The following is a 22,419-nucleotide window of genomic DNA, read 5'->3' as shown; positions in this document are numbered from 1 at the left end:
ACGTGATTGGCCGGACCCGGATGAAGGGCCCCAGCCGACCGGGGCCCCTGTTCGTGCGACGACGTCAGCCCGCGTTCTCCGAGCGTCGTTCCCTGCGCCGCTGCTGTTTGAACATGAGGACGCGAAGCGGGATGGCGGACACGATCGCGATCTGCATGGTCGCGCCGACCCTGATGAGCTGGTCGCCCCCGGCGATCTGGGCGGCCCAGATCGTCAGGCAGGCCACGTTGATCAGCATCCAGGCCAGCACGACGGCGGCGAGGTTGCCCTTCGGCTTGGGATACTCGATGCGGCTGACCATGAGCCAGGCCACCGCCATGATGCCCGCGATCGTGAGGTAGTTGGGCTGGAAGAGCAGCACGATCGACACCACGGTCATGGCGCCCATGGGGATGGGCAGACCCATGAAGTCGCCGCTCTTGGTCTTCACGCAGGCGAAGCGGGCCAGCCGTACGACGCCGGCGAGCAGGACCGACCCGGCCGCGACCAGCACCAGCCACAGCGGGAGCTTCCCGGAGAAACCGGCCCAGATCATCACCATGAAGGCGGGCGCGAAGCCGAAGCTGATCACGTCGGCGAGGTTGTCCAGCTCGGCGCCCATCGCGGACGCGCGGAACTTCCTGGCCACCAGGCCGTCGAACAGGTCGCAGGTCGCGCCGACGAGCAGCAGCACGACGGCGGTGCCGAAGAAGCGGGGATCGGGGGCGAACTTCACGTTGGCCTGGAGGCTGCTGATCGCCGACCAGGCGAGCACGCAGACGGCCAGGAAGCCGCTGAGCGCGTTGCCCAGCGACAGGGAGTCGGCGGCGGACAGGCGGAAGGCCTTGCCGACGGGCCCGCGTGGCTCGTCGTCGTCCTCCTCCACCTGCCAGGTGGCTCCGGCGCCGAATCCGGAGCCGAGATCAGACGTGGTCAAGGCGAGTCACCCCCGCGATGGTCCTGGTGCCGACGGTGACCGCCGGCGCGATGCCCTCGGGCAGGTAGAGGTCCACCCGGGAGCCGAAACGGATCAGCCCCACCCGCTCGCCCTGGACGACCTTCGCGCCCGCGAACAGGTACGGCACGATGCGGCGGGCGACGGCGCCGGCGATCTGCACCATCTCGATGTCGCCCAGAGCGGTCTCGAAGTGCCAGACGACGCGCTCGTTCTTGTCGCTGTCCTTGTTGAAGGCGGGCACGAAGCCGCCGGGCACGTGCTCGACCGAGGTGATGGTGCCGTCCGCGGGAGCCCGGTTCACGTGGACGTTCAACGGGCTCATGAAGATCGCGACCCGGGTGCGGCCGTCCGGCCAGGGATCGATGCTCTGCACGACGCCGTCGGCGGGCGAGATGAGCCGGCCCTCGCCGGGCGCGCGCTCGGGGTCGCGGAAGAACCACAGCATTCCGCCGGTGAGCGCGGCCAGCGGCGCCGCCGCCAGCGCCCAGCGCGGCGACCTGCGGGTGAGAACGGCGGTGACGGCCGCCGCCGCGGCGGTCGGAGCCAGCCACGGGGACACCCCGCGGGCGAGCCGGACCCGGCCGCGGGGACTGTCCGCGGGCCCGGATTCAGGGCCGCGGGGCAACGATTCGTTGGACACAGGTGACCTTTGTACTCTTCCAGGCGACTATGAACCGGCGTGCGAGCTAACGATCGATATTACCGATCCGGCCGTGAATATGCGGCACAACGAGAACAAGCAAACAGGGTTATGTACCCGTTTCGCTAGCCCTGGGGGGCCTCCGCCTGGGAGGCCTCCGCCGGGGAGCCGGTCGCCGGAGTAACCGCTTTCTCATCGCGACGGGCCTTGACCAGACTGGCCAGAGTGGTCACGGCCATCGTCACGCAGATGACCGCCAGAGACACCCAGATGGGGATCTGCGGAGCCCAGGAGACCTCGTTCTCATGGAGCGCTTCAAGAATCAGCTTAACCCCGATGAAACCGAGGATGAACGCCAAACCATAGCTGATGTAGACCAGCCGCCGGAGCAGCCCGCCGAGCAGGAAGTAGAGCTGACGCAGTCCCATCAGGGCGAACGCGTTCGCGGAGAAGACGATGAAGGCCGCCTTCGTCAGACCGAAGATCGCCGGAATTGAGTCGAGAGCGAACAACAGGTCCGTGGTGCCGATGGCGATCATGACGATCAGCATGGGCGTCACCATGCGCCTGCCGTCCACCCGCACGGTCACCCGGGAGCCGACGTAGTCGGAGGTCGTGGGGAACACCCGGCGCGCCCAGCGCAGGAGGATGTTCTCGTTGAACTCGTCGTCGTCCTTCTTGTGATCCCTGAGCAGCGTGTACGCGGTGTAGAGGAGGAAGGCCCCGAACGCGTAGAGCAGCCAGCCGAACCGGAGCAGGGCGGCGGAGCCGACGGCGATGAAGATACCGCGCATCACGAGCGCGAGGACGATGCCGACCAGCAGCACCTTGTGCTGGTAGATGCGGGGCACCCCGAACCGGCTCATGATGACGTAGAAGATGAACAGGTTGTCCACGCTGAGGCTGTATTCCGTCAGGTAGCCCGCGAAGAACTCACCTCCGGTGCCGGCACCGGCCCACACCGTGAGCCCGATGCCGAACAGCGCCGCGAGGCACACGTAGAAGCCGACCCAGATGCCGGCCTGGCGCATCGAGAACTCGCGGGGTTCGCCACGGTCGACGATCCACAGGTCGACGGCGACCACGACGAGCAGACCCACGATGACCAGGGCCCACAACCACCAAGGGGCATGTACCACATCAACCTCCGGCACGCGCGCTGAACACACTGCCGGAGGTCTCTCCCGCCCGCACGCGCTCAGCGGACCGACGGCCCCGGATGCTTACACCGTGATGACGGAACCGCCGCGAAGGGATACTCCCCCCCAACCGGTCCAGTATATGAATCAGGCTTGGTGTCGCCTAATCCTCGCCCCCTCACCGTGATCGTCCGGGAGGCTCCGTCCTCACGTTCGCGCCAGTCTCCTTTGGCCCGCGGGTGGGGCAGGTCTCACCCTGGCGCCACCCTGGAAAAGCCGCCGGCAGCGTGCCGACATGACAGAGTGCCGCTACTCCGACGGCGGCAGCCCGTAGGCGGTGAGGACCGACCGGAGCGCCGCGTCCTCGTCGGGCAGTTCCCGTCCCCGCCGTACGGCGGCCTCCGCGAGGCGGGCGGCCAGCGCGGGATCGCCGAGCAGGCGGCCGATCTCCCTGCTCAGCGCGCCCGCGTCCTGCGGGGGCACCAGGAGAGCGGCGTCGCCCACCATCGCAGGCACCCCGCCCACACTCGTGGCGATGACGGGCCGTCCCGCCCGCAGCGCCTCCTGCACGCTGAGCGGCTGCCCCTCCCACCGGCTGGGCACGATCACCGCCGTGGCGACCTGGAGCAGGTCGGCCGTCTCGGCCCAGCCGTACAGGACGACGGGCAGTTCCTCGGCGTCCACCCGGGCCTGGAGTTCCTCGCGCAGCGGCCCGTCACCCGCGATGACGAAGACCGGGTCGCCCTTGTACGGCCCGGCCGCCGCGTCGAGCAGCGTCTCCAGGCCCTTCTGCTGGGCGAGCCGGGCGACGGTGAGCAGGATCGGCCGCAGCGCCACATCAGCCGGATCGGCCCGGTCGGGAAGGCCGGCCGGGCCGGGCCCGGCGGTGGCCCGCAGGCGGGCGGCGATCTCGGCCCGCACCTTCCCCGGAGTCCGGCCGGGCTCGGCGAGCGGCGGCGCGGGCACCACCGCCGGGTCCACCCGCCCCGCTCCCCCGGCCCGCATGCGCTCGCCGATGTCGGGTGACACCACCAGCACGCGGTGGGCCCGGCGGGCGACGATCCGTTCGAGGGCCCGGTAGACCCCTCCGACCGCGCCACCCGCCGTGACGGCGTTGTGCAGGGTGACCACCAGCCGGGGCCATCCCCGCGAGCCGGTCAGGGCGAGCCCGGCCAGCGCGCCGGCCCGCAGGCCATGGGCGTGCACGACGTCCGCGCCGCGCGTCAGCTCCCGCAGGCGGACGACGGTCCGCAGGTCACGGGCGGGGTGCGGCCGGTCGGAGATCCGGACCTCGGTGAAGTCGGCCCCGGTCCCGGTGAAGCCGAACGCCTTCTCGGTGTCGAGCGGCCCCGCCACCAGCACCCGGTGGCCCCGGACGACGAGGCCGCCGGCGAGCATCCGCACGTGCCGGGCCACCCCACCGGCGCTCGATCCCAGCACGAGAACGATGCGGCTCACGTCGTCTCCTCCCGCCGATGAGCGTCCGGATGAGCGTCTGGACGAAGGCCCGGGTGAGGGTCCGGGCCGGGTTCCGCCCCGCGCCGGCGCACCGCCGACAGGGCGGCGGTCACGTCGGCGCGGTCCACGAGCGCGGCGACGGCGCCCCCCGCGGCCACGGCCGCGAGGCCCGCCGGGACGGCCGTCAGCAGGCCGCCCCACGGTCCGCCGTCGCCCAGGGGGAGCCGGGCGGCCGCCGCTCCGGCGAGGAAGCCCGCGCCCCCGCCCAGCAGGGCGGCGAGCCCGGCCCGGGCGACGCCGCGTACGGCCTCCGGGCCGCGGGCCCGCACGACCGAGACGAGCAGCAGCGCGGCGCCCACCGTGATGCCCGCCGCCTGGCCGAGCGCCAGCGCGCCCAGCCCCCAGCCGCGTGGGAGCACGAAGACCAGCACCACCTGGGCCACGGCCACGAGCAGCCATCCGGCGACCGTCCCCCGGGCCGCCGCCCTGCCCTGCCCGGTGGCGTACAGGACCCTGCTGAGATGGGCTGTCAGCCCGTATCCGATCAGGCCGGGCGCGAACAGCGCGATGCTCCGGGCGAACTCCGCCGGGCCGACGGCGGCGTCGGCCCGGGCGAGGAACACGTGCGCGACCGGCTCGGCGACCGCGGCGAGCGCGCCCGCCGCCAGTCCGCACACCAGCACGACCGCCCGGGTCGTACGCGCGGACAGCGCCGCGAAGCCCGCCCGATCGCCCGCACCCTCGCCGCCGCCGTGGGCCCGGGCGGCGAGCACGGGAAACGCGCTGGTCGCGATGGGCACCGCGAGCACGGCGTACGGCACCTGGTAGACGGCCCACGCGTAGTTGTAGGCGGGCAGGGCGCCCCCGCCGATCCGGTTGGCCAGCGGGATCACGACCAGTGCTGCGACCTGCTGGGCGACCAGCGCGCTCAGCCCGGCGAGAGCCAGCCGCCGCACCTGCGCGGCGACGCCCTCCGGGAAGCGGAGGGTGGGCCGCCACCGCAGGCCGAGCCGCCAGGCCGGCCACACCACGGTGACGACGAGGGCGAGCACGCCGAGCGTCGTGCCCGCCGACAGCGCGATCTCGGCCGGGCGGGGCACGGTGGCGGGCTCCCGGTGGCCGCCGCTGAGCGGGCCGAAGGCCAGGTAGGCGATGACGACCACCACGCTCGACACCAGAGGCGCGAGCGCCGGGCCCGAGAACCGGCGATGTGCCTGCAACACGCCGTACAGGACGACGGCCATGCCGTACAGCGGGATCTGCGGGGCGAAGACGACGAGCATGCGCGCGGCGACGGCGGCGACCTGGCCGGTGTCGCACCCGTCGACCTGGGCGAGCAGCCGCGCCACCGGGCCGGCGACCAGCGCCGTCAGCACGCCCAGGGGCACGAGCAGCACCAGCACCCAGGACATCAGCGCCGAGGCGATCCGCCCGGCCTCGTCCCGGGCCCGGTCCTCGGCCGTTCCGATCGCCGTCACGTTCGCTGTGACAGTCGCCCTGCCGCTCCCCCTGCCGGTCACCGTGGCGCTTGCCGGGCTGCCCGCGGGGCCGTCACCGGCGGCGCGGGCCGCCGCTCCGGCGAGCACGGGCACCACCATGCCCGCGAGCGCGCCGCCCACGACGACCTCGAAAATGATGTTGGGCACGTTGTTGGCCGTGTAGTACGCACTGGCCAGGCAGTTCGTGCCGACCGTGCGTGCGAAGGCCAGTTGCTTGGCGAACCCCGTCACCCGCGCCAAAACCGTGATGACCCCGATGAGGACCGCGGCCCCCGCGATCCCCGCTCCGAGCCGTCTGCTCACGGCCCGGTCGCCGTACGTCGCGCCGGGCGGCCCGGCCGGTAGGTGGCGCTCCAGGTCACCCGAGCGGCCTCGGCGTGCCGGGAGCGGGCTGCGGAGCACGGCGGCCGAGCATGTCCAGGCGGTTGAGCACCGGGTTGCCCGCGATGACCTTGGTGAAGCTGATCTTCTCGGACGCTGCGGTGAGGCCGGCGACGGCGGCGAGGGCGGCCAGGCGTGCGGGCCGGTTCAGCCGGGCCGTGGCGGCGAGCCCGAGCAGCGCGCCGAGCGCGTTCGCCCCGGCGTCGCCGAGCATCGCCCGCTCGCCCAGGTCCTCCGGCAGCAGCGCCACCGCCGCGCCGAGCGGCACCGCGGTCAGCGCGGCGGCCTGCCGGGATCGCGGGCCGTACGGCGCGGCGATCGAGGCGGCCAGCAGCGGGACCCCGGCGAGCAGGCCCACCTTGATGGCGCGGCCGGGCCGCAGGTCGAACAGGTTCGCCAGGTTGGCGCTGCCCGCGATCAGCGCCCCGTCGACGAGCGTGTCGGCGGACCGGCCCAGCGCTCCCCGCGTGGAGCGCGCCGGGACGCCCGCCGGACCGGCGGTCCCGCCCGGCCCGCCCGCGCGGGACGGGGCGAGCGCGGCCGCCGCCAGGCCGGTGACGCCGATCCCGAGGATCTTGACGGCGCCGCTGGTCACCTCGCCCCGCGCGAGAGCGGTCAGATGACCCTTGAAGCCCTTGGACGAGGTCGTGCCGAACAGGTCGTCGTAGGCGCCGAGCACGCCGCTGCCCGCCCCGGCGAGCACCGCCGCCGCGCGGGCCCGTACGGAGAGGCCGGGGGCGAGAGCGGCCGCGGCGACGGCGCCGGCCGCGAACGCCGGGCCCTCCAGCAGCGTGACCGGCTCGCCGCGGTGGTTGACCCGCGTCCAGTACTCGTCGGCGGTCTTCTCGTCGCCGATGGGCGGCCTGCGCCGGAAGGCGGCGAAGGCCGCACGGGCCGCGACGGCGCCGAGCACCGCACCGACGGCGGCGCCCGCCGCCGCGGCGGCGCGGGTGCCGGCCTGGGGACGTAGGGCCACGGCTGTTCCCCTTCTCTGCGTACTGGCTCTGTGCTGGTCGTGCTGGTTCGTACGTGGGTCGTGCCGGTCGCTCGGGCTTCCGGCGCCGGCCTTCCTCGCCCCCGCCCGGCGTCCGGACGGTGCGCGGGCGGCGGCTCAGCCCCGGCTGCCCGCCGGGGTGGGGGTCGGGCTCTGGCTGGACGGCGCCGCCGAGGGCTCGAACGCCGTGGCCCCGCTGCCGATCCCGTACGCGCCCGAGCGGCCGGCCAGTTGCTCCCGCAGAGCGTAGACCACCACGACCCGGCCCGCGGCGAAATCGAGAGTGTCCACGGTCGAGACGGCGGAGGCCACCCCTCCCGTGTCGTGCAGGGCCTCGATCACCCCGCCCGTGGCGGAGGCGTTGGCGGTGCCCGCGAGGACGGTGCCGAGAGCGCCGCTGTCGAGGCCGGCGGCGACCGAGACGACGGCGTTCGTCTCCCGCTCGGCGTCCTCCCCGTCGTACGGCTGGGCCGGCGCGAGCACGATGGCCATCGTCGCCCGCTCCTCGGGCTTGCCGCTCAGGGTCAGGAAGTCGCCGGACTGGAACGCCTCCAGGACTCCGGCGGCCGCCGCGTTGGGCCGGCCCGCCTGCCCGCGGTCGTTGGTCACGACCGCGCTCGCGAGTATCGCGGCGGCCTTGTCGTACGGCGAGGCGCCGTCGGGAAACGCCGTGCCGGGCGGGGCGAGGGTGGTCGCCAGCCCGTCGACGAGACTCGCCTGACCGGCCTCGACGAACTTCTCGGTGAGGCTGATCCTGCCGCTGTAGACGCCGCCCGCGCTGGTCACGAGCTTCTCGATCGCGTCGCGCATCGCGGCGGGCGCGCCGGGCGCCTCGACGAGCAGGACGTGCTCCCCCACGAGCTGGCCGCGTACGAGGTCGGCCAGGTGCGCGGTGATCAGCGAGTCGGAGCCCTCCTCGCGGGTCTGCAGCTGCGAGATCTGGGCCAGGTTGCTCTCGTTGGCCTTCCGCAGGGACGCGGTCATCTCCTCGGCCGACTTGAAGAACATGGGCTCCAGCACGGTGCTGCCCAGCACGATGCCGACCGTGAGCGCGAGGAAGATCGCCACGATGGAGACGAGGTGATAACGGAAATCGATCACGAGAAGAGTCCGACCAACCAGAAGATGAAGCCGTTCCAGGCCACGCGCAGGCCGTTCAGCCACACCTGGCCGATCGGCGAAACCGAGATCACCACACCGATCGTGACCAGGGTGGTGGCCACGAGCAGCAACAGGGAGGGGGTCGAGATCCGGCTGCGGTAGAGCCGGCTCACGCCCTTGGCGTCCACGAGCTTGCTGCCCACCCGCAGCCGGGTCAGGAAGGTGCTCGCCGCGCCCGACCTGCCCTTGTCGAGGAACTCGTCCAGCGTCCAGTGCGTGCCGACCGCGACGATCAGCGTCGCGCCCTTGTCGTCGGCCAGGAGCATCGCGATGTCCTCGCTGGTCCCGGTCGCGGGGAACACGACCGCCTCCTGGCCCAGCCGGTGCACCCGCTCCAACCCGGGCGCCCGGCCGTCCCGGTAGGCGTGGACGACCAGCTCGGCGCCGCAGCGCAGCGCCTTCTCGGAAACCGAGTCGAAGTCTCCGACGATGATGTCGGGGACGTAGCCCGCCTCCAGCAGGGCGTCCGCGCCGCCGTCCACCCCGATGAGCACGGGACGGTACTCGCGGATGTACGGCCGGAGCGTCGCGATGTCCTCCTTGTAGTGGTAACCGCGGACCACGATGAGCGCGTGGCGGTTCTCCAGGGAAGTGCGGATGTCCGGCACGCCGACGCCGTCGATGAGCAGGTCGCGCTCGCGCCTGACGTATTCCATCGTGTTCGCGGCGAACGCCTCGATCTGGACGGCGAGGCCCGCCCGGGCCTCGGTCATCGCCGCCTCGATACTCTCGGCGGTCTGCGGCTCCCCCTTGCCGACCAGCTCGTCGTCGAGATAGACCATGCCGTCGTGGACGCGGATCACGTCACCGTCCGCGATCCGCTCGAAGAGCTCCGGCGACGCGTTGTCGATCAGCGGGACGCCCGCGTCGATCAGGATCTGCGGCCCGAGGTTGGGATAGCGGCCGCTGATACTGGCGGCCGCGTTCACCACAGCGGCCACGCCGCACGCGACAAGGGCCTCCCCGCTGACCCGGTCGATGTCGACGTGATCGATAATCGCGATTTCACCGGGCTTGAGGCGCTTGGTCAGCCTCTTCGTCCGCCTGTCGATTCTCGCCACTGCCGACACCCCGGGAAGGCCCTCGACCTTCCTGCGGCGGAGGCCCGGAACGTTCAAGCTCGGGACCTTCATCATGACCATCCTGCCAGAGGCGGAGACCGCCACGCTTCCACACCCCAAGGCTCGTCTGAATTGTCACCGCAAGTCAGGGATGTTGCCGAGGTGCGGGACCGGGGGCGTCCTGGCCCGCGCACCTGTCTCGTGACGACGTCCGTCCCCCGTTCCTCCGCCCCCTCGTGCCCCGGGGCTTGACTGCTTCCCGGCGCGCCCTGATCCAAACGCCACCCCCCGGCGCGCTCCGCAGAGTGTACGGGAATGCCCAGGTCAGCGCATACGGGATGCCAGGTGGGCACGTGCGGGATGCCAGGTCAGCCGGTGACGGCCCGCCGGCCGGACCCCCGGGCCGCCTTCGACGTCTCCTTCTCCCAGGCGCCCTTGTCCGCGGCGGCGATGGACAGCAGCTCCGCCGCGTGCGCCCGCCCGAGCTCGGAGTCCTCCAGGCCGGCGAGCATCCGCGACAGCTCCCGCTCGCGCCCCTCCCGGTCGAGCGCCACCACGCCGCTGCGTACCACCCGGCCGTCGCTCGCCTTCTCGACCACGAGGTGCTGGTCGGCGAACGCCGCGACCTGCGGGAGATGGGTGACCACGATCACCTGGGCGGTGCGGGCCAGCTTGGCCAGCCGCCGGCCGATCTCCACGGCCGCCTTGCCGCCCACGCCCGCGTCGACCTCGTCGAAGACGAACGTCGGGACGGGGTCGGCCCCGGCGAAGACCACCTCGATCGCCAGCATCACCCGGCTCAGCTCACCGCCCGAGGCCCCCTTGGTCAGCGGCAGCGGCGGCGCGCCGGGATGGGAGGCCAGGCGGAGCTCGACCTCGTCGACGCCGTGCGGCCCGAACTCGCCGGCGGCGGTGATGGCCACGCTCACCCGCGCGTGCGGCATGGCGAGAGCCGTGAGCTCGCCGGTGACCGCCTCGCCGAAACGCTCGGCCGCGGCGGTCCGGATGGAGGTCAGCTCCCCGGCCAGCTCTCCGAGCCGCCCGCCGAGCTCGCCGTGCTCCCGGGTCAGCTCCTCGATGCGGTCGTCGTCGCCGTCGAGCTCCGTCAGCCTGTCGGCGGCCCGCTGCGCCCAGGCGAGCACCGCGGAGACGTCCTGACCGTACTTGCGCATGAGGCCGTTCAGGGCCGCCCTGCGCTCCTGCACGGCGGCGAGCCGCGCCGGGTCGGCCTCGACCGACTCGGCGTACGCCGCCAGCTCGGTCGCCACGTCGGAGACCAGATAGCCGGCCTCGGCCAGTCGTTCGGCGAGCCCGGCGAGCGCGGGGTCGAAGTCGCGCACGGACTCCACGGCCGTCTTGGCGTGGCCGAGCAGCGACACGGCGTCCTGCACGTCCTGCCCGGTCGTCATGGGGTCGCCGAGCAGCGCCGCGTGGGCGGTCGTGGCGGCGGTGCGCAGCGCGTCGGCGTGGGAGAGCCGCTCGGCCTCCTCCTTGAGCTCGACGTCCTCCCCCTGCCTCGGCTCGGCCTTCTCGATCTCCTCCAGGCCGAACCGCAGCACGTCGGCCTCCTGCGCCCGCTCCCTGGCCTTCTCGGTCAGCTCGCGGAGCAGGTCGCCCACCTGCTTGTGCCGCTTGTACGCCTGCTCGTAGGCACGCAGCGGCTTGACCAGCTCGTCTCCGGCGTAGCGGTCGAGCGCCGCGCGCTGCCTGCCGGGTTGCAGCAGCCGCTGCTGGTCCATCTGCCCGTGCACGGCCACGAGGTCGTCGGCGATGAAGGTCAGGGTCCCGACCGGTACGGCCCGGCCGCCGAGCCAGGCGCGGGAGCGGCCCTCGGCGGAGACCGACCGGGAGATGATGAGCTGCCCGTCCTCGACCTCGCCGCCGACGTCGGCGACCTGCTGGGCCACCCGCCCCTCGGCCTCGATCACGAGGGTGCCCTCGATGAGCGCCTTGTCGGCGCCCGGGCGCACCCTGGCGGGGTCGGCCCGCCCCCCGAACAGCAGGCCGAGACCGGTCACGACCATCGTCTTGCCCGCGCCCGTCTCACCCGTGACGACGGTGAATCCGGGTGACAGCTCCAGAACGGCCTCGTCGATCACGCCGAGCCCCTGGATGCGGACCTCCTCGACCCTTGGCCGCACTGGTCCCTCCCGTAATGCCGACCGAACCCGCCAGAGATCCTACGCGTAACTCGTCAAGATTTTCGAGGACGCCGGGTCGAGATCGCGACCCGAACGAGAATCTGTGGACAAGGAACCGCTGGTCAACGGGCAAATCACCATCAACCGCCACGACTCCGTCGCCGATCTGTGGTCGGCCGGCCTGGAGCCGGCCGGTCCAGAGTCGGCCGGTCCAGAGTCGGCCGATCTAGGGTGAGCCGGCCAGGGGTCAACCGGCCTGGGGTCAACCGGCCTGGGTCAGCCGGCCTGGGTCAGCCGGAGCGCACCCGGCCGCGCCAGCCCTGAACGGGCAGGTCGAACTTCGCGACCAGGCGGTCGGTGAAGGGCGCGCCGGTGGTCTCCACGCCGAGCAGCCGGGCGAGCCGTACGGGCACCTCCCCCTTGCGGACCTCCACCCGGGCGCCCGGCGGCACGTCGAAGCGGCGGCGGCCGTCGCACCACAGCACCCCGGCGCTGGTGTCGGGCAGGATCTCCACCGCCAGCGTGGACTTCGGCGACACCACCATCGGCCGGGCGAACAGCGCGTGGGCGCTGTTGGGCACCAGCAGCAGCGCCTCCACCTCGGGCCAGACGACCGGGCCGCCCGCCGAGAACGCGTACGCCGTCGACCCCGTCGGCGTCGCGCAGATCACGCCGTCGCAGCCCCACCGGGACAGCGGGCGGCCGTCGATCTCCGCGACGACCTCCAGCATGCGGTCCTTCTTCTCCACCGACGCCTCGTTGAGCGCCCAGGTCCGCGCGAGCACCGAGCCGTTCAGGCGCACGACGACCTCGATCGTCATGCGCTCCTCGACCTCGTAGCGCCCCTCGGCCACCCGGTCCACCACGGACGCGAGGTCCTCCATCTCGGCCTCCGCGAGGAAGCCCACATGGCCGAGGTTCACCCCCAGCAGCGGCACCCCTGCCGGACGGGCCAGTTCCGCGGCCCGCAGCAGCGTGCCGTCACCGCCCAGGACGATGATCAGCTCGGCCTCCTGGGAGGCGGCCCCGTTCTCGGGGACCACCTCGGCCAGGGCGCAGCCGAGCTCCTCGGCCTCGTCGTCCAGCACCCGGACGTTGACGCCCGCCGCGATCAGCCGTTCCATGACCAGCCGGGCGCTGTGCACCGCCGCCTCCCGGCCCGTGTGCGCGGTGACCAGGACGGTCCTCTTGGCGTCCGCCCGGTCGTCCACCACGCCTCCCGTAACCCCGATGTCCCCGGTGCCGCTCCCCATGCCCCCTGGGCCGCCTGCTGTGCCGCTCACCGTGCTCGTCGTCTCCACGCCTCGCCGCCCGCGTCCGCTCTCGGGCCCACTCTCCTGCCCGCGCCCGCTCTCGCCGCCCGCGCTCATTGGGGCCCCTCCGCGACCGCCGCGCCGATGGCCGCGTCCAGGTCGGGGACCGGGTCGTGTCCCGGTCCCTTCCCCAGCCACAACAGGTATTCCACGTTGCCCGACGGCCCGGGCAGCGGGCTCGCCGTCACTCCCTTGACCGTCAGGCCCAGCGAACGGGCGCTGACCGCGACGTCCCGCACCGCCTCCGCCCGCAGAGCGGGGTCCCGTACGACGCCGCCCGCGCCCACGCGGTCCTTACCCACCTCGAACTGGGGTTTGACCAGCATCGCGAAGTCCGCCACCCCGGCCGCGCACGCCGCCAGCGCGGGCAGGACCAGACGAAGGGAGATGAAGGACAGGTCTCCGACGACCAGCGTCGGGGGCTCCCCGACCATCTCCGGGGTCAGCTCCCGGACGTTGACCCGCTCCATCACCGTCACCCTCGGGTCGGTCCGGAGCGACCAGGCGAGCTGGCCGTACCCCACGTCGACCGCGAGCACGTGCGCGGCGCCGTGCCTGAGCAGCACGTCGGTGAACCCACCGGTCGAGGCACCGGCGTCGAGGCACCGGCGCCCCTCGGCGCTCAGGCCAGCGAAGGCGCTCAGCGCGCCGAGCAGCTTGTGCGCCCCTCTGGACACGTAATCAGGGCCCTCCGGCGTCTCCACCACGACGATGGGCGCGGCGGTGTCCACCTGGGTGGCCGCCTTGCCCGCGACGCGGCCGCCGACACTCACCCGGCCCGCCTCGATGAGCTGCGCCGCCTGCTCACGGGACCGGGCGAGCCCGCGGCGCACGAGTTCGCTGTCCAGCCGGACGCGCTTCACGCGTCCCCCGCCGCCCGCCCGGGGGAGTCCCCCGCGCCGGAGCCCTCTCTGCCGGATCCTTCTCCGCCGGAGTCCTCGACGGACGCGAGCACCGTCTCAAGGCCGGTGAGAACCCGTTCGAAGACTCCCACGTGCCCGGACACCGGTGTCTGCGCCAGCTCTCCGAGCGGCGACAACGCGGCCCGCACGCCGTCGGCGCCCGAGGCGGGTCGCTCCCCCGGCGCGATATCGCTGTCCGTCATGGTCCCTTCCTGCTCCGATCAGCTGCCCGAGACCGCCGCCTGCGGCTACCGGGTCGTCCCGACGCTATCGGACGCCACCGACGATCGCGTCCCACCCGGCCGTTCCACGGGGACCTGGCGGTGCCGCCCACCGGCGACTCGGCCCCGATTCCGCGCGGGCAGCCGGTGAAGGGCCTACTGTCGGTGGTAGGGGGAATCGCATCAGCGACCCGTGGTCCGCGCGCGGCCCACCGGGGAACACGGACCGTGAGGAGAAAGGCAGGCGCATGGCGACCGTCGAGGAATGCCGGGCGGCGCTGGACAAGCTCGTCGAGCACTTCGACGGCATAAGCCAGGAGGACCGCGCCAAACACGTCGTCGAACGCAGGCTCGCCTGCCACATCTCCGACCTCGGCGTGACCTTCTTCGGCCGCCTCCACCGGGGCGGCCTCGACCCCTTCAAAGAGGTGCCGCCGGAGGACGGCAGGCCCGCCGAGGTCAAGCTCACGCTGAAGAGCGAGGACCTGATCTCCATGGTGAACGGCGAACTCGACATGGGCCGTGCGCTGTTCGGCGGCCGTGTCAAGATCGATGCCAGCCTCGGCGACCTGCTCCGTCTCCGCAAGCTCCTCTGAGGCTCCGCCGGCACTCCCTATCCCGCGTCCCCCGGACCCCGTGCTTCCCCAACCGGCGGCGTCCGGAACGCGGCCTTCCCGGCTCGGCCTTCTCGTCCGGGATCTTGCGGGGTCACCGGCCGAGTGCCGTCAGCGCAGCCTTCACAGCGTCCTCGTCCGCCTGCCCGTCGCCCACCGCCTCCCATGTGGCGGCGCACGCCGCCCGGAGACCGTCGACCGAGTCGCCCTCTCCGGTGAGCGCGAGTTCGCCGTCCTCCCACGCGGCCGTCCAACCGCCGCAGGTCCACCCGGCTGTTCCGCGCCTTAAGCCGGCCGCGGGCCGGTGCAGCCCCGACAGGTCGGCCGCGATGTGCGTCGGCCGGTGGTGGGGCGCGGCGGTGAGCACGTCGAGAGGACCGGCGACGCCGGTGAGCACGAGCAGGCTGTCGACGCCGGCCCGGCTCGCGCCCTCGATGTCGGTGTCGAGCCGGTCGCCCACGACGAGCGGCCGCTGTGCCCGGGTCCTGATCATCGACTCGCGGTGCAGCGGCGGCTCCGGCTTGCCCGCCACGGCGGGTTCGACGCCGGTGGCGGTGGCGATCACCCGGCTCAGCGAGCCGTTGCCGGGAAGCGTGCCCCTGTCCGTGGGCATGGTGGTGTCGCGGTTGGCCGCGACGAACCAGGCTCCCCGGCTGACGGCGAGCGCTCCCTCTGACATCAACCCGTAGGACAGGTTGTCGGCGAAGCCCTGCACCACGGCGGCGGGCTCGTCGAGGGCCGTTGTCACCGGGCGCAGCCCGTGCTCACGCAGCGCCATCCGCAGGCCCATCCCGCCGACGACCAGGACGGCCGCGCCCGCCGGCACGTGCTCGGCCACCAGCCGGGCGGCCGCCTGCGCGGACGTCACCACGTCCGACGCGGTCGCGGGAGCACCCAGATGGCTCAGGTGCTGGGCGATCGCGCCGGGCGTGCGCGACGCGTTGTTCGTCACGTACGCGAGCCGTACGCCGAGGTCCCGCGCCTTGCGCAACGCCTCCGGCGCACCGGGGACCGCGTGCCTGCCGAGGTAGACCACGCCGTCGAGATCGAGCAGGAGCGTGTCGTAGGCGTCCACGAGCACGCCGGGCGCCTGCGGCGCGGGGGAAGAGGCCGGGGAGGAGGTGCCCATCGTCACGCCCGCCTCGCCCGCAGCGTGGCCCGGACCTGCTTGAGCGCCGAGACGTAGTGCCGCAGAGGCCGCATCGCGACCGCCATCGCGAGCGGCTCCTGCGCCGCCTCGATGTCGCCGCTGCGCCACAGCGCCATGCCGAGACCGAAGTAGGCGTAGTCCTCCGTCGGGTTGGCGTCGACGATCCAGCGGAAGCTCCCGGCCGCCTCGTCGTACCGGCGGGAGTTGAACTGGGCCCTGGCGAGCGCCTCGCGGATGCTGCGCGAGCCGGGCTCGGCCTGGGCGGCGTGCTCCAGAATGGCCGCCGCGGCGGCCGGGCTCCCCTCTTCGAGCAGCTTCATGCCACGCCTGAACCACTCGTAGACGCCGCCTGAAGGCGCACCGCCCGGATCATTCGAAGAAGCATAGGACTCGTTTCGTCCTTCGATCATCGGGTAAGCCTTCCTGCACTCCGTTTCGTATGAACCGGGCACCGCAGCGTCGAGGAGTCCGGGCCTTATGGCAACATGCCCGGTATGGAGAGTTCTGAACGGGCGGGACTGGTGCTGCGTCCGTTCCACGGCGTCCGTTACGCGGTGGACGACCTGGCCGCTGTCACCTCGCCTCCGTACGATCTCATCTCCCCTGAGGAACTGCGGGAACTGCTCGGTCGTCATCCGAACAACGTGGTGCGGCTGATCCTTCCCGGCGTCAGCCACTACGGCGAGGCGAGCGCGGCGCTGACCGCCTGGCTGGCCGACGGAGTGCTGACGGTCGACACCCTGCCCGGCCTGTACGTGTACGAGCAGAGCGGCGTCGGCTTCCTGCAGCGGGGCCTGATCGGTGCGGTGGGCGTCGGGTCGGCCGCCGTCCTCCCGCACGAGAACGTGCTGCCCGAGCCGGTCGCCGACCGCCTCGCGCTGATGCGGGCGACCCAGGCCAACCTGGAGCCGATCTTCCTTCTCTACGAGGGCGGCGGCACCGCCTCCCGGCTGGTCGACGACGTGGCGACCCAGCGCTTCCCGTCGATGGACGTCCGGACGCGTGAGGGCGTGCACCACCGTCTGTGGGCGGTGACCGACCCGAACGAGATCGAGGCCGTCGCCGAGGACCTGCGCGAGCGCCAGGCGCTCATCGCCGACGGGCACCACCGTTACGCGACGTACGAGGCCCTGCGGAAGGATCACCTCGGGCCCGGGCCCTGGGACTACGGCCTGGCCTACCTGGTCGACTCCACGGTGTATCCGCCCGATCTGCAGGCCATCCACCGGGTCGTTCCGGGGCTGCCTCTGCAGGAGGCGGCCGCGCGGGCCAAGGGCGCGTGGCAGGTTCACGAGTTCGCCTCCGTCGAGGACGCCCTCGCGGGGCTCGCCAGGGCGACCGGACCCGCCTTCGTGCTCGCCGGCGAGGGCCCCGCCCATCTGCTGACCGACCCGGACCCGCTGCAGGTCGAGCACGCCATGCCGGCCGAGCAGTCCGCGCGGTGGCGGACGCTCGACACCTCGGTGCTCACGATGTTCCTCCTGCCGAAGGTGTGGGGGATCAACGACAGCGAGCAGTCGGTGATGGTCGTGCACCACGACCCGCTCGCCGCCGTGGAGAAGGCCCGCCGTGTCGGCGGCACAGCGGTGCTGCTCAAGCCGCTGGCGACCGACGACGTGCTCACGGTCGCGGCGCAGGGCGAACGCGTGCCACGCAAGTCGACCTCGTTCGGCCCCAAGCCCCGGACGGGGCTGGTCATGCGGACTTTCGCCGCTGACTGACCTCCTCGCCGTCCACCTGCCCGGGGCCGGACGCTCCGGTCCCGGCATCGGCGGCGTCAGGCTCGATGCCCGTGCCGGGATCCCGGGCCTCGGCCTCCGCGCGGGCCCTGCCCGTACGGGACCTGCTTCGCGGGGGCGCCTGCTGGAGGCGGCGTGCCGTCCGGACCTCGATCTCGTAGCGGCTGCCGCCACGCCACCAGCGGCGGCGCAGGGCCCCTTCCACCTCGACCAGGTCATCGAGTTGCCAGCCACTGACGGAGTCCCGCACTTCGTCGTCGAACGTCGCGCATTCGATCGCGTCGGAGCGCTGGAAGCCCGGCCTGCCGCCCGGTCTGCGGACCGCGAGCCGCCACTGGGTCAGCAGGGCCCCGCTCGGCAGTTCCCGGTGCGCCGGCTCCATGGACAGCCGACCGGCCAGCACGACCTCGTTGCGGTGCATGTGATCTCCTCTCTGTCAGGGATCACTGTGCGTGACTAGGCTGGGCCCATGAGGACCTGAACGTCGTTCTGTGAATATCGGTTCTAGTTCCAGGGGTAGCTGTGGACAACGTCACTCCGCTCGGCGGCGACGTGTACGAGATCGACACCCGGATGGCCGGCTATTCGGGCATCACGGCGGGTTACCTGATCCTCGGCGACCGGCCCTGCCTGGTCGAGACGGGCACCTCGACCTCGGCTCCGGTGGTCAGGGACGCGCTGTCCTCTCTCGGGGTCGGGCCGGACGACCTCGCGAGCGTCGTCGTGACGCACATCCACCTCGACCACGCCGGTGGCGTGGGGGACATCGCGGCCTACTATCCCTCGGCCGAGATCGTCGTACATGAGAAGGGCGCCCGCCATCTCGCCGACCCGTCCCGGCTGATGGCGAGCGCCAAGATGGTGTGGGGCGACAAGCTCGACGTGTTGTTCGGAGCCCTGACGCCCACGGACGCGGCGCGCATCAGGGCGCTCGGCGACACCGGGACGGTCGACCTCGGCGGTGGCCGCACCCTGTCCAGCCACTACTCTCCCGGCCACGCCAAACACCACGTCGGCCTGCTCGACTCGCTCACCGGCGACCTCTACGTGGGCGACGCCGCGGGCGTGTACCTGCCCGAGACCGGAGACCTGCGGCCCGCCACGCCACCTCCGGATTTCGACCTCGATGTCGCCCTCGACTCGATCGCGTTGTTCTCCGCCCTCACGCCGCAGCGACTGCTTTTCAGCCACTACGGCCCCGTAGGGGACGTCCCGTCGATTCTGGAGAGGTCGGCCGAGGAACTGCGCGTCTGGGTCGACCTGACCAGGCGCGCCCACGCGGAGGGCATGGAGTTCGACCACGCCGTGGCGATGGTGCGCGATCGGACGCGGGAGCGGTACACCGCGCTCCGCGGCGACGACGCCACCGCCGAGCGGTTCGAGCTGCTGAGCGAGGCGGCCTCGAACGTGGCGGGAATCATCCACTGGCTGGACCGCCCCGCGCGGTGAATGGCTGAGCGGTGAATGGCTGAGCGGTGAGCGGCCGAGCGCGCGACGGGCGCCGCCGCCCGGGGCAGGACCCCGGCGACGACGCCCGTCGTACGGACGATCAGTGCTTGCCGTGCTCCCCGGCGTCCTCCGGGTCGTCGAGCACATCCCCGAAATCGGGCTCGATGAAGGCGGGGCCGAAGGCGGACACCTCGCCTCTGCTCTCCTTCGCCGCGGACGGCTCGCCCGGCTCCGCGCCGCCCTGCCCCTGCCCGGCGGCCGGTACGGACGCCTCGCTCGCGGTCGTCGCCTTCTCCGAGGTCGTTCCGGTCACCGCAGGGGCCGTCGAGGCTGCCGCGGAGGGAGTGCCGTCGCCGGAGAGATCGGCGTCAGGCCGGTCGTCACCCGCGAGATCGCTCTCCGCGGGGCCGTCCGCCGCGCGATCCCGCTCCGCGAGGTCGTCCTTCGCCGAGTCGCTCGTCTCCGAGCCCTTCTCCGAGTCGTCCGCGGCGAGATCGTCGTCATCGTCGTCCGGAACGTCCTCGTCGGCGAGGTTCTCCGGAAGACTCGCCTCGTCGTCCTCGTCCTTGACCGCCTCCTGGATCTCCTCGTCCTCGGGGAGACCGCCGTCCTCGCCGGAGTCGGAGTCCTCGGACTCGTCGGACTCGTCGTAGTCCTCCTCCAGGTCCTCGATGAGCCCGCCGGTCAGCTCCGCGTACCGCTCGGCCGCGTCGGTCTCGCCGTCCTCGTCGAAGCCCATCGCACGGGCGAACCAGTCGGTGGCCGCCTGCTCGTGCCCGGCCTCCGCCAGGGCGTCGGCGTAGGCGAAGGCCAGCCGGGCCGACCACGGCTTCGGCTGCGGATCGCGCAACTCGGGAACACGCTGCAGCGTGATCACGGCGGCGTCGTGCTGGCCGAGGTCGCGGCGCGCTCCCGACTCCACGATCGCGAGCTCGATCCTGCCCGCGCGGTCCAGCCGTTCGGCCTCACTGGAGCGGACGAGGTCCAGCGCCCGCTCCGGTCGCCCGAGACCCCGCTCGCAGTCCGCCATGATCGGCAGATACTCGTCGGATCCGGTCATCCGCCGGGCGGCGCGCAGGTCACCGAGCGCCTCGGCGTACTGCCCCGCGTGGTAGGCGGCGATCCCCGTCGCCTCGCGGACCACCCCGATCCTGCCCGCGAACCGGCGCGCCACCTTGGCGTGCTCGTACGCCTTCTCCGCGTCCTCCGCGCTCAGCGCGCGGGCGGCCGCGACGAGGTGACTGGCCACGAGGTCCGCCAGGTCGTTCGGCAGTGAGCCGAGCTCCGCGCGTGCCTCCCGGTCGAGTTCGTCAGGCGTGATGTCGGGGTCCAGCGCGGGCAGCTGCTCACGCGCCGTGTTCTCCCTCTCGTCGTCCGGCCGGCCGTACCGGGTGCGGCTGCCGCCCCGGTCGTCCCGGTCGTCCCGGTTGAACGGCCGCGCCCCGCCCCGGTCGTCCCGGTCGCCCCGGCTGAACGGCCGCGCGCCGCCCCGGTCGCCGCCGGACGGCCGCGACTCGTCGCGGTCCCTGCTGAAGGGGCGGGGACCGCTCCGGTCGCCTCGGAACGGAGGCCGCGCCCGATCGTCGGAGGAGCCGGAGCCCGGCCCGCGTCCGCGGAACGTCCGCCCGCCCTCCTCACGGTCACGGCCGGGGCGCCTGTCGTCGCGGTCCCTGAAGGACCCCGTGTTCCTGTCGTCCGGCGAGCGGCGCGGCCGGCCCCCGAAGGAGTCGCGGTCGCGATATCGGGGCTCGTCGCCGCCATCCGGCCGATTCCCGTACGGACGGCTCGGCCTGTCCTGGCTGCCGCCGGCGTCGCCACGGTCCCGGTCGCCGAAAGAGCGCCGGGGCCGGTCCTCGCCGTACGGACGTCGCGGGCGATCCTCCCCGTAGGGACGCCGAGGCCGGTCCGGCCGCTGGTAGCCGCCCGCGCCTCTGTCCTCGCGCCCGCCCGGACGGCTGTCCTGACCGCTTTCCCGGCGGCCCTCCTGGCGGCCGTGGTCACGGTCCTGGTCGGAACGGCGCGGCGGCCGGGCGTCGTATCCGCCCCGCTCGTCGCGATCGCGGCGAGGCCCGAACGGGCGGTCTCCACGGTTGTCCCGGTTCTCGGAGGAGTCACGGTCGCGGAAGCCGTAGCGCCCCCCGAAGCCACCGCCCTGACGCTGCGGACGGTCCTGGTAACCGCCGCCTTCACGCCGGGGACGGTCCTGGTAGCCGCCGCCTTCGCGCCGGGGACGGTCCTGGTAACCGCCGCCGCCCTCGCGCCGGTCAGGACGGCGGTCTCCGTACGGCCGGCTGCCGCGGTCGTCCGAGCGGAACGGCCGGCCGCCCCGTTCGTCACGCTCCCGGGCGCCGTATCCGCCTCGGGCGTCGTCACGATCGCCGTACGAGCGCCTCGGCCGGTCCGCGCGGAAGGAGTCGCGGTCCTGGTAGGTACGGCCGCCCTGGCGCCCCTCGGAGCCCTCGGTCCGGCGAGCGCCCTCTCCGCCCTGCTCTGCCCGGTCGCGCCCGAAGCCACGGCCGCCATCGCGATCACGGTAGCCGCCGCGGTCCGTGCCACGGTCTCCGGCGCCGGTGCCAGTGCCAGTGCCAGACGGGCGGCGATCCCGGTCGTTCCTGTCGTCGCGGTCGCGGTAGCCGCCGCGCCTGTCGCGGTCACCGTAGGAACCACCGGGCCTGTCATCCCGGCCACGCGACTCGAACCGACCACCGGACGACGGCCTGTCCTGGGGGCGGGAACCCTGCCTGTCTGAACGGAACGGGCGCTCGCCGCGCTCTCCACGGTCGGTTCGGTCGGTGCGACCCCCACGGTCGTCGCGGTCGCTGCGGAAGCCTTCCCGCCGCTCGGCGTAGCGGCCGCCGAAGCCTCCGCTTCCCCTGTCGCCGCGGAAACCTCCGGTGCGCTCCGCCCGGTCTCTGTTCTCTTCGCGGTTGTCTCCGCCACGGCCCGCGCCGTCGCGCCCGTCTTCTCTGTTCACTTCTGTCCTCTGTTGCTTGCTCACCGCGTCCGGTTCGCCGGCCGCAGGGCTCCTGTCTTCCCTTGTGTCCTGACTGACTGCTGGGGCTTCATCCTGTACCCGAGGAGTTCCAGGGAAGACGTCATGTCTGTCGCGACTCCGCTGAGATCGCGTCTGCCGCAGCCTTGGCCTTCGCTTCTCGTTCTACGCGACGAAGGCCACCGCGTGGTGGGTGGCCCGGCACCTGTCAGCCTAGCGCGCCGGTGCCACCGCGTGAGCCCCGACGAGGGCCTTCCTCATCCGGGGAGATCTCGACTGGTGATGATCCGAGGTTCGGGAAACAAAAAAAGGGGGGCCATCCCGACCGGGATGGCCCCCCTCAAAAAATTGTCCGGCGGCGTCCTACTCTCCCACACCGTCCCCGGTGCAGTACCATCGGCGCTGGCGGGCTTAACTTCCGGGTTCGGAATGTAACCGGGTGTTTCCCCACCGCTATAACCGCCGTAACCCCATGAAACACACAACCACCCACACCCCTACGGTGCGGAACCGGTTGCTGTCTCTGAGATCACATAGTGAACGCGAGCATAATATGGTCAAGTCCTCGGCCTATTAGTACCGGTCAGCTCCACGCATTACTACGCTTCCACTTCCGGCCTATCAACCC

Annotated in this window: 20 protein-coding genes and 2 rRNA genes; 4 read left to right on the top strand and 18 right to left on the bottom strand. The window is 72.7% G+C overall.

Annotated features, from left to right (window positions below; all coding sequences use genetic code 11):
• Positions 1-64: 64 nt before the first annotated feature.
• The 9 genes from pssA to recN form a co-directional block, all read right to left on the bottom strand.
• Complete coding sequence (pssA, locus tag F5972_RS17270; protein ID WP_225311586.1) at positions 65-916, bottom strand: CDP-diacylglycerol--serine O-phosphatidyltransferase; 852 nt, start codon at positions 914-916, stop codon at positions 65-67.
• Positions 903-1,577: a phosphatidylserine decarboxylase gene (locus tag F5972_RS17265; protein ID WP_204285659.1), complete on the bottom strand. Its 675-nt coding sequence runs from the start codon at positions 1,575-1,577 to the stop codon at positions 903-905. Before F5972_RS17265 ends, pssA begins: the two co-directional genes overlap by 14 nt.
• A 125-nt stretch (positions 1,578-1,702) precedes the next feature.
• Positions 1,703-2,716 carry a TerC/Alx family metal homeostasis membrane protein gene (locus tag F5972_RS17260; protein WP_191910175.1) on the bottom strand — a complete coding sequence of 338 codons (1,014 nt, stop codon included), beginning with the start codon at positions 2,714-2,716 and terminating at the stop codon, positions 1,703-1,705.
• Between the two features lie 309 nt (positions 2,717-3,025).
• Complete coding sequence (locus tag F5972_RS17255) at positions 3,026-4,174, bottom strand: glycosyltransferase family 4 protein (protein ID WP_225311585.1); 1,149 nt, start codon at positions 4,172-4,174, stop codon at positions 3,026-3,028.
• Positions 4,171-5,976: a murein biosynthesis integral membrane protein MurJ gene (gene murJ / locus F5972_RS17250; RefSeq protein ID WP_150935014.1), complete on the bottom strand. Its 1,806-nt coding sequence runs from the start codon at positions 5,974-5,976 to the stop codon at positions 4,171-4,173. Before murJ ends, F5972_RS17255 begins: the two co-directional genes overlap by 4 nt.
• A gap of 55 nt (positions 5,977-6,031) precedes the next feature.
• Positions 6,032-7,030 (bottom strand): hypothetical protein, encoded by a 999-nt coding sequence (locus tag F5972_RS17245; RefSeq protein ID WP_150934602.1) that lies wholly within the window; start codon positions 7,028-7,030, stop codon positions 6,032-6,034.
• 135 nt (positions 7,031-7,165) lie between these two features.
• A complete protein-coding gene (locus F5972_RS17240) occupies positions 7,166-8,149 on the bottom strand; it encodes a copper transporter (protein WP_150934601.1) in 984 nt (327 codons plus the stop codon).
• Positions 8,146-9,342 carry a putative cytokinetic ring protein SteA gene (gene steA / locus F5972_RS17235; protein WP_225311658.1) on the bottom strand — a complete coding sequence of 399 codons (1,197 nt, stop codon included), beginning with the start codon at positions 9,340-9,342 and terminating at the stop codon, positions 8,146-8,148. The genes F5972_RS17240 and steA overlap by 4 nt, the downstream gene beginning before the upstream one ends.
• 296 nt (positions 9,343-9,638) lie before the next feature.
• On the bottom strand, positions 9,639-11,411 hold the full coding sequence (recN, locus tag F5972_RS17230; protein WP_150934599.1) for a DNA repair protein RecN: 1,773 nt from the start codon (positions 11,409-11,411) through the stop codon (positions 9,639-9,641).
• Between the two features lie 103 nt (positions 11,412-11,514).
• On the opposite strand from recN, the gene F5972_RS38870 reads away from it, so the two are divergent.
• Positions 11,515-11,646, top strand: coding sequence for a hypothetical protein (locus tag F5972_RS38870; RefSeq protein ID WP_263641839.1), 132 nt, complete (start codon positions 11,515-11,517; stop codon positions 11,644-11,646).
• 55 nt (positions 11,647-11,701) lie between these two features.
• Here F5972_RS38870 and F5972_RS17225 read toward each other — a convergent pair whose 3' ends face one another.
• The 3 genes from F5972_RS17225 to F5972_RS17215 are packed head-to-tail and all read right to left on the bottom strand — an operon-like array spanning position 11,702 to position 13,829.
• Positions 11,702-12,781: an NAD kinase gene (locus tag F5972_RS17225; RefSeq protein ID WP_404803062.1), complete on the bottom strand. Its 1,080-nt coding sequence runs from the start codon at positions 12,779-12,781 to the stop codon at positions 11,702-11,704.
• A complete protein-coding gene (locus F5972_RS17220; RefSeq protein ID WP_150934598.1) occupies positions 12,778-13,587 on the bottom strand; it encodes a TlyA family RNA methyltransferase in 810 nt (269 codons plus the stop codon). Before F5972_RS17220 ends, F5972_RS17225 begins: the two co-directional genes overlap by 4 nt.
• Positions 13,584-13,829, bottom strand: coding sequence for a hypothetical protein (locus F5972_RS17215; RefSeq protein WP_150934597.1), 246 nt, complete (start codon positions 13,827-13,829; stop codon positions 13,584-13,586). The genes F5972_RS17220 and F5972_RS17215 overlap by 4 nt, the downstream gene beginning before the upstream one ends.
• A 266-nt stretch (positions 13,830-14,095) precedes the next feature.
• Here F5972_RS17215 and F5972_RS17210 point away from each other — a divergent pair, with 266 nt between their 5' ends.
• Positions 14,096-14,443 carry an SCP2 sterol-binding domain-containing protein gene (locus F5972_RS17210; protein ID WP_150934596.1) on the top strand — a complete coding sequence of 116 codons (348 nt, stop codon included), beginning with the start codon at positions 14,096-14,098 and terminating at the stop codon, positions 14,441-14,443.
• A gap of 112 nt (positions 14,444-14,555) precedes the next feature.
• Here F5972_RS17210 and F5972_RS17205 read toward each other — a convergent pair whose 3' ends face one another.
• Both F5972_RS17205 and F5972_RS17200 read right to left on the bottom strand, forming a co-directional pair.
• Positions 14,556-15,590, bottom strand: a complete 1,035-nt coding sequence (locus F5972_RS17205; RefSeq protein ID WP_150935012.1) for an HAD-IIA family hydrolase — start codon at positions 15,588-15,590, stop codon at positions 14,556-14,558.
• Between the two features lie 2 nt (positions 15,591-15,592).
• Entirely contained in the window at positions 15,593-15,931 is a 339-nt protein-coding gene (locus F5972_RS17200) for a tetratricopeptide repeat protein (protein ID WP_225311584.1), read from the bottom strand.
• A gap of 174 nt (positions 15,932-16,105) precedes the next feature.
• Here F5972_RS17200 and F5972_RS17195 point away from each other — a divergent pair, with 174 nt between their 5' ends.
• Entirely contained in the window at positions 16,106-17,332 is a 1,227-nt protein-coding gene (locus F5972_RS17195) for a DUF1015 family protein (protein WP_225311583.1), read from the top strand.
• Here F5972_RS17195 and F5972_RS17190 read toward each other — a convergent pair.
• Positions 17,307-17,771 carry a single-stranded DNA-binding protein gene (locus F5972_RS17190; RefSeq protein WP_150934594.1) on the bottom strand — a complete coding sequence of 155 codons (465 nt, stop codon included), beginning with the start codon at positions 17,769-17,771 and terminating at the stop codon, positions 17,307-17,309. The two genes, F5972_RS17195 and F5972_RS17190, sit on opposite strands and share 26 nt — an antisense overlap.
• A 101-nt stretch (positions 17,772-17,872) precedes the next feature.
• Here F5972_RS17190 and F5972_RS17185 point away from each other — a divergent pair, with 101 nt between their 5' ends.
• Positions 17,873-18,799 carry an MBL fold metallo-hydrolase gene (locus F5972_RS17185; RefSeq protein WP_225311582.1) on the top strand — a complete coding sequence of 309 codons (927 nt, stop codon included), beginning with the start codon at positions 17,873-17,875 and terminating at the stop codon, positions 18,797-18,799.
• 100 nt (positions 18,800-18,899) lie between these two features.
• Here the strand turns inward: F5972_RS17185 and F5972_RS38175 are convergent, their stop codons facing one another.
• From F5972_RS38175 to F5972_RS39610, 3 genes are all read right to left on the bottom strand, one after another.
• Positions 18,900-21,773, bottom strand: a complete 2,874-nt coding sequence (locus F5972_RS38175) for a hypothetical protein (protein ID WP_225311581.1) — start codon at positions 21,771-21,773, stop codon at positions 18,900-18,902.
• A 368-nt stretch (positions 21,774-22,141) separates the two neighbouring features.
• Positions 22,142-22,258 (bottom strand): 5S ribosomal RNA (rrf, locus tag F5972_RS17175).
• Positions 22,259-22,344: 86 nt separating this feature from the next.
• Positions 22,345-22,419, bottom strand: a 23S ribosomal RNA gene (locus tag F5972_RS39610); the annotation flags it as partial.

It is taken from the genome of Microbispora cellulosiformans, assembly GCF_008728085.1.
In the GTDB taxonomy this organism is placed as follows: Bacteria; Actinomycetota; Actinomycetes; order Streptosporangiales; family Streptosporangiaceae; genus Microbispora; species Microbispora amethystogenes.
This window is presented reverse-complemented; position numbering and strand designations above follow the sequence as displayed.

Coding starts and splice junctions, on each gene's coding strand:
- F5972_RS17195 (WP_225311583.1), top strand. CDS start 16,106: ATGGAGAGTTCTGAACGGGCGGGACTGGTGCTGCGTCCGTTCCACGGC.
- F5972_RS17210 (WP_150934596.1), top strand. CDS start 14,096: ATGGCGACCGTCGAGGAATGCCGGGCGGCGCTGGACAAGCTCGTCGAG.
- F5972_RS17225 (WP_404803062.1), bottom strand. CDS start 12,781: ATGAGCGCGGGCGGCGAGAGCGGGCGCGGGCAGGAGAGTGGGCCCGAG.
- steA (WP_225311658.1), bottom strand. CDS start 9,342: ATGAAGGTCCCGAGCTTGAACGTTCCGGGCCTCCGCCGCAGGAAGGTC.
- F5972_RS17200 (WP_225311584.1), bottom strand. CDS start 15,931: ATGAAGCTGCTCGAAGAGGGGAGCCCGGCCGCCGCGGCGGCCATTCTG.
- F5972_RS17205 (WP_150935012.1), bottom strand. CDS start 15,590: ATGGGCACCTCCTCCCCGGCCTCTTCCCCCGCGCCGCAGGCGCCCGGC.
- F5972_RS17215 (WP_150934597.1), bottom strand. CDS start 13,829: ATGACGGACAGCGATATCGCGCCGGGGGAGCGACCCGCCTCGGGCGCC.
- F5972_RS17190 (WP_150934594.1), bottom strand. CDS start 17,771: ATGCACCGCAACGAGGTCGTGCTGGCCGGTCGGCTGTCCATGGAGCCG.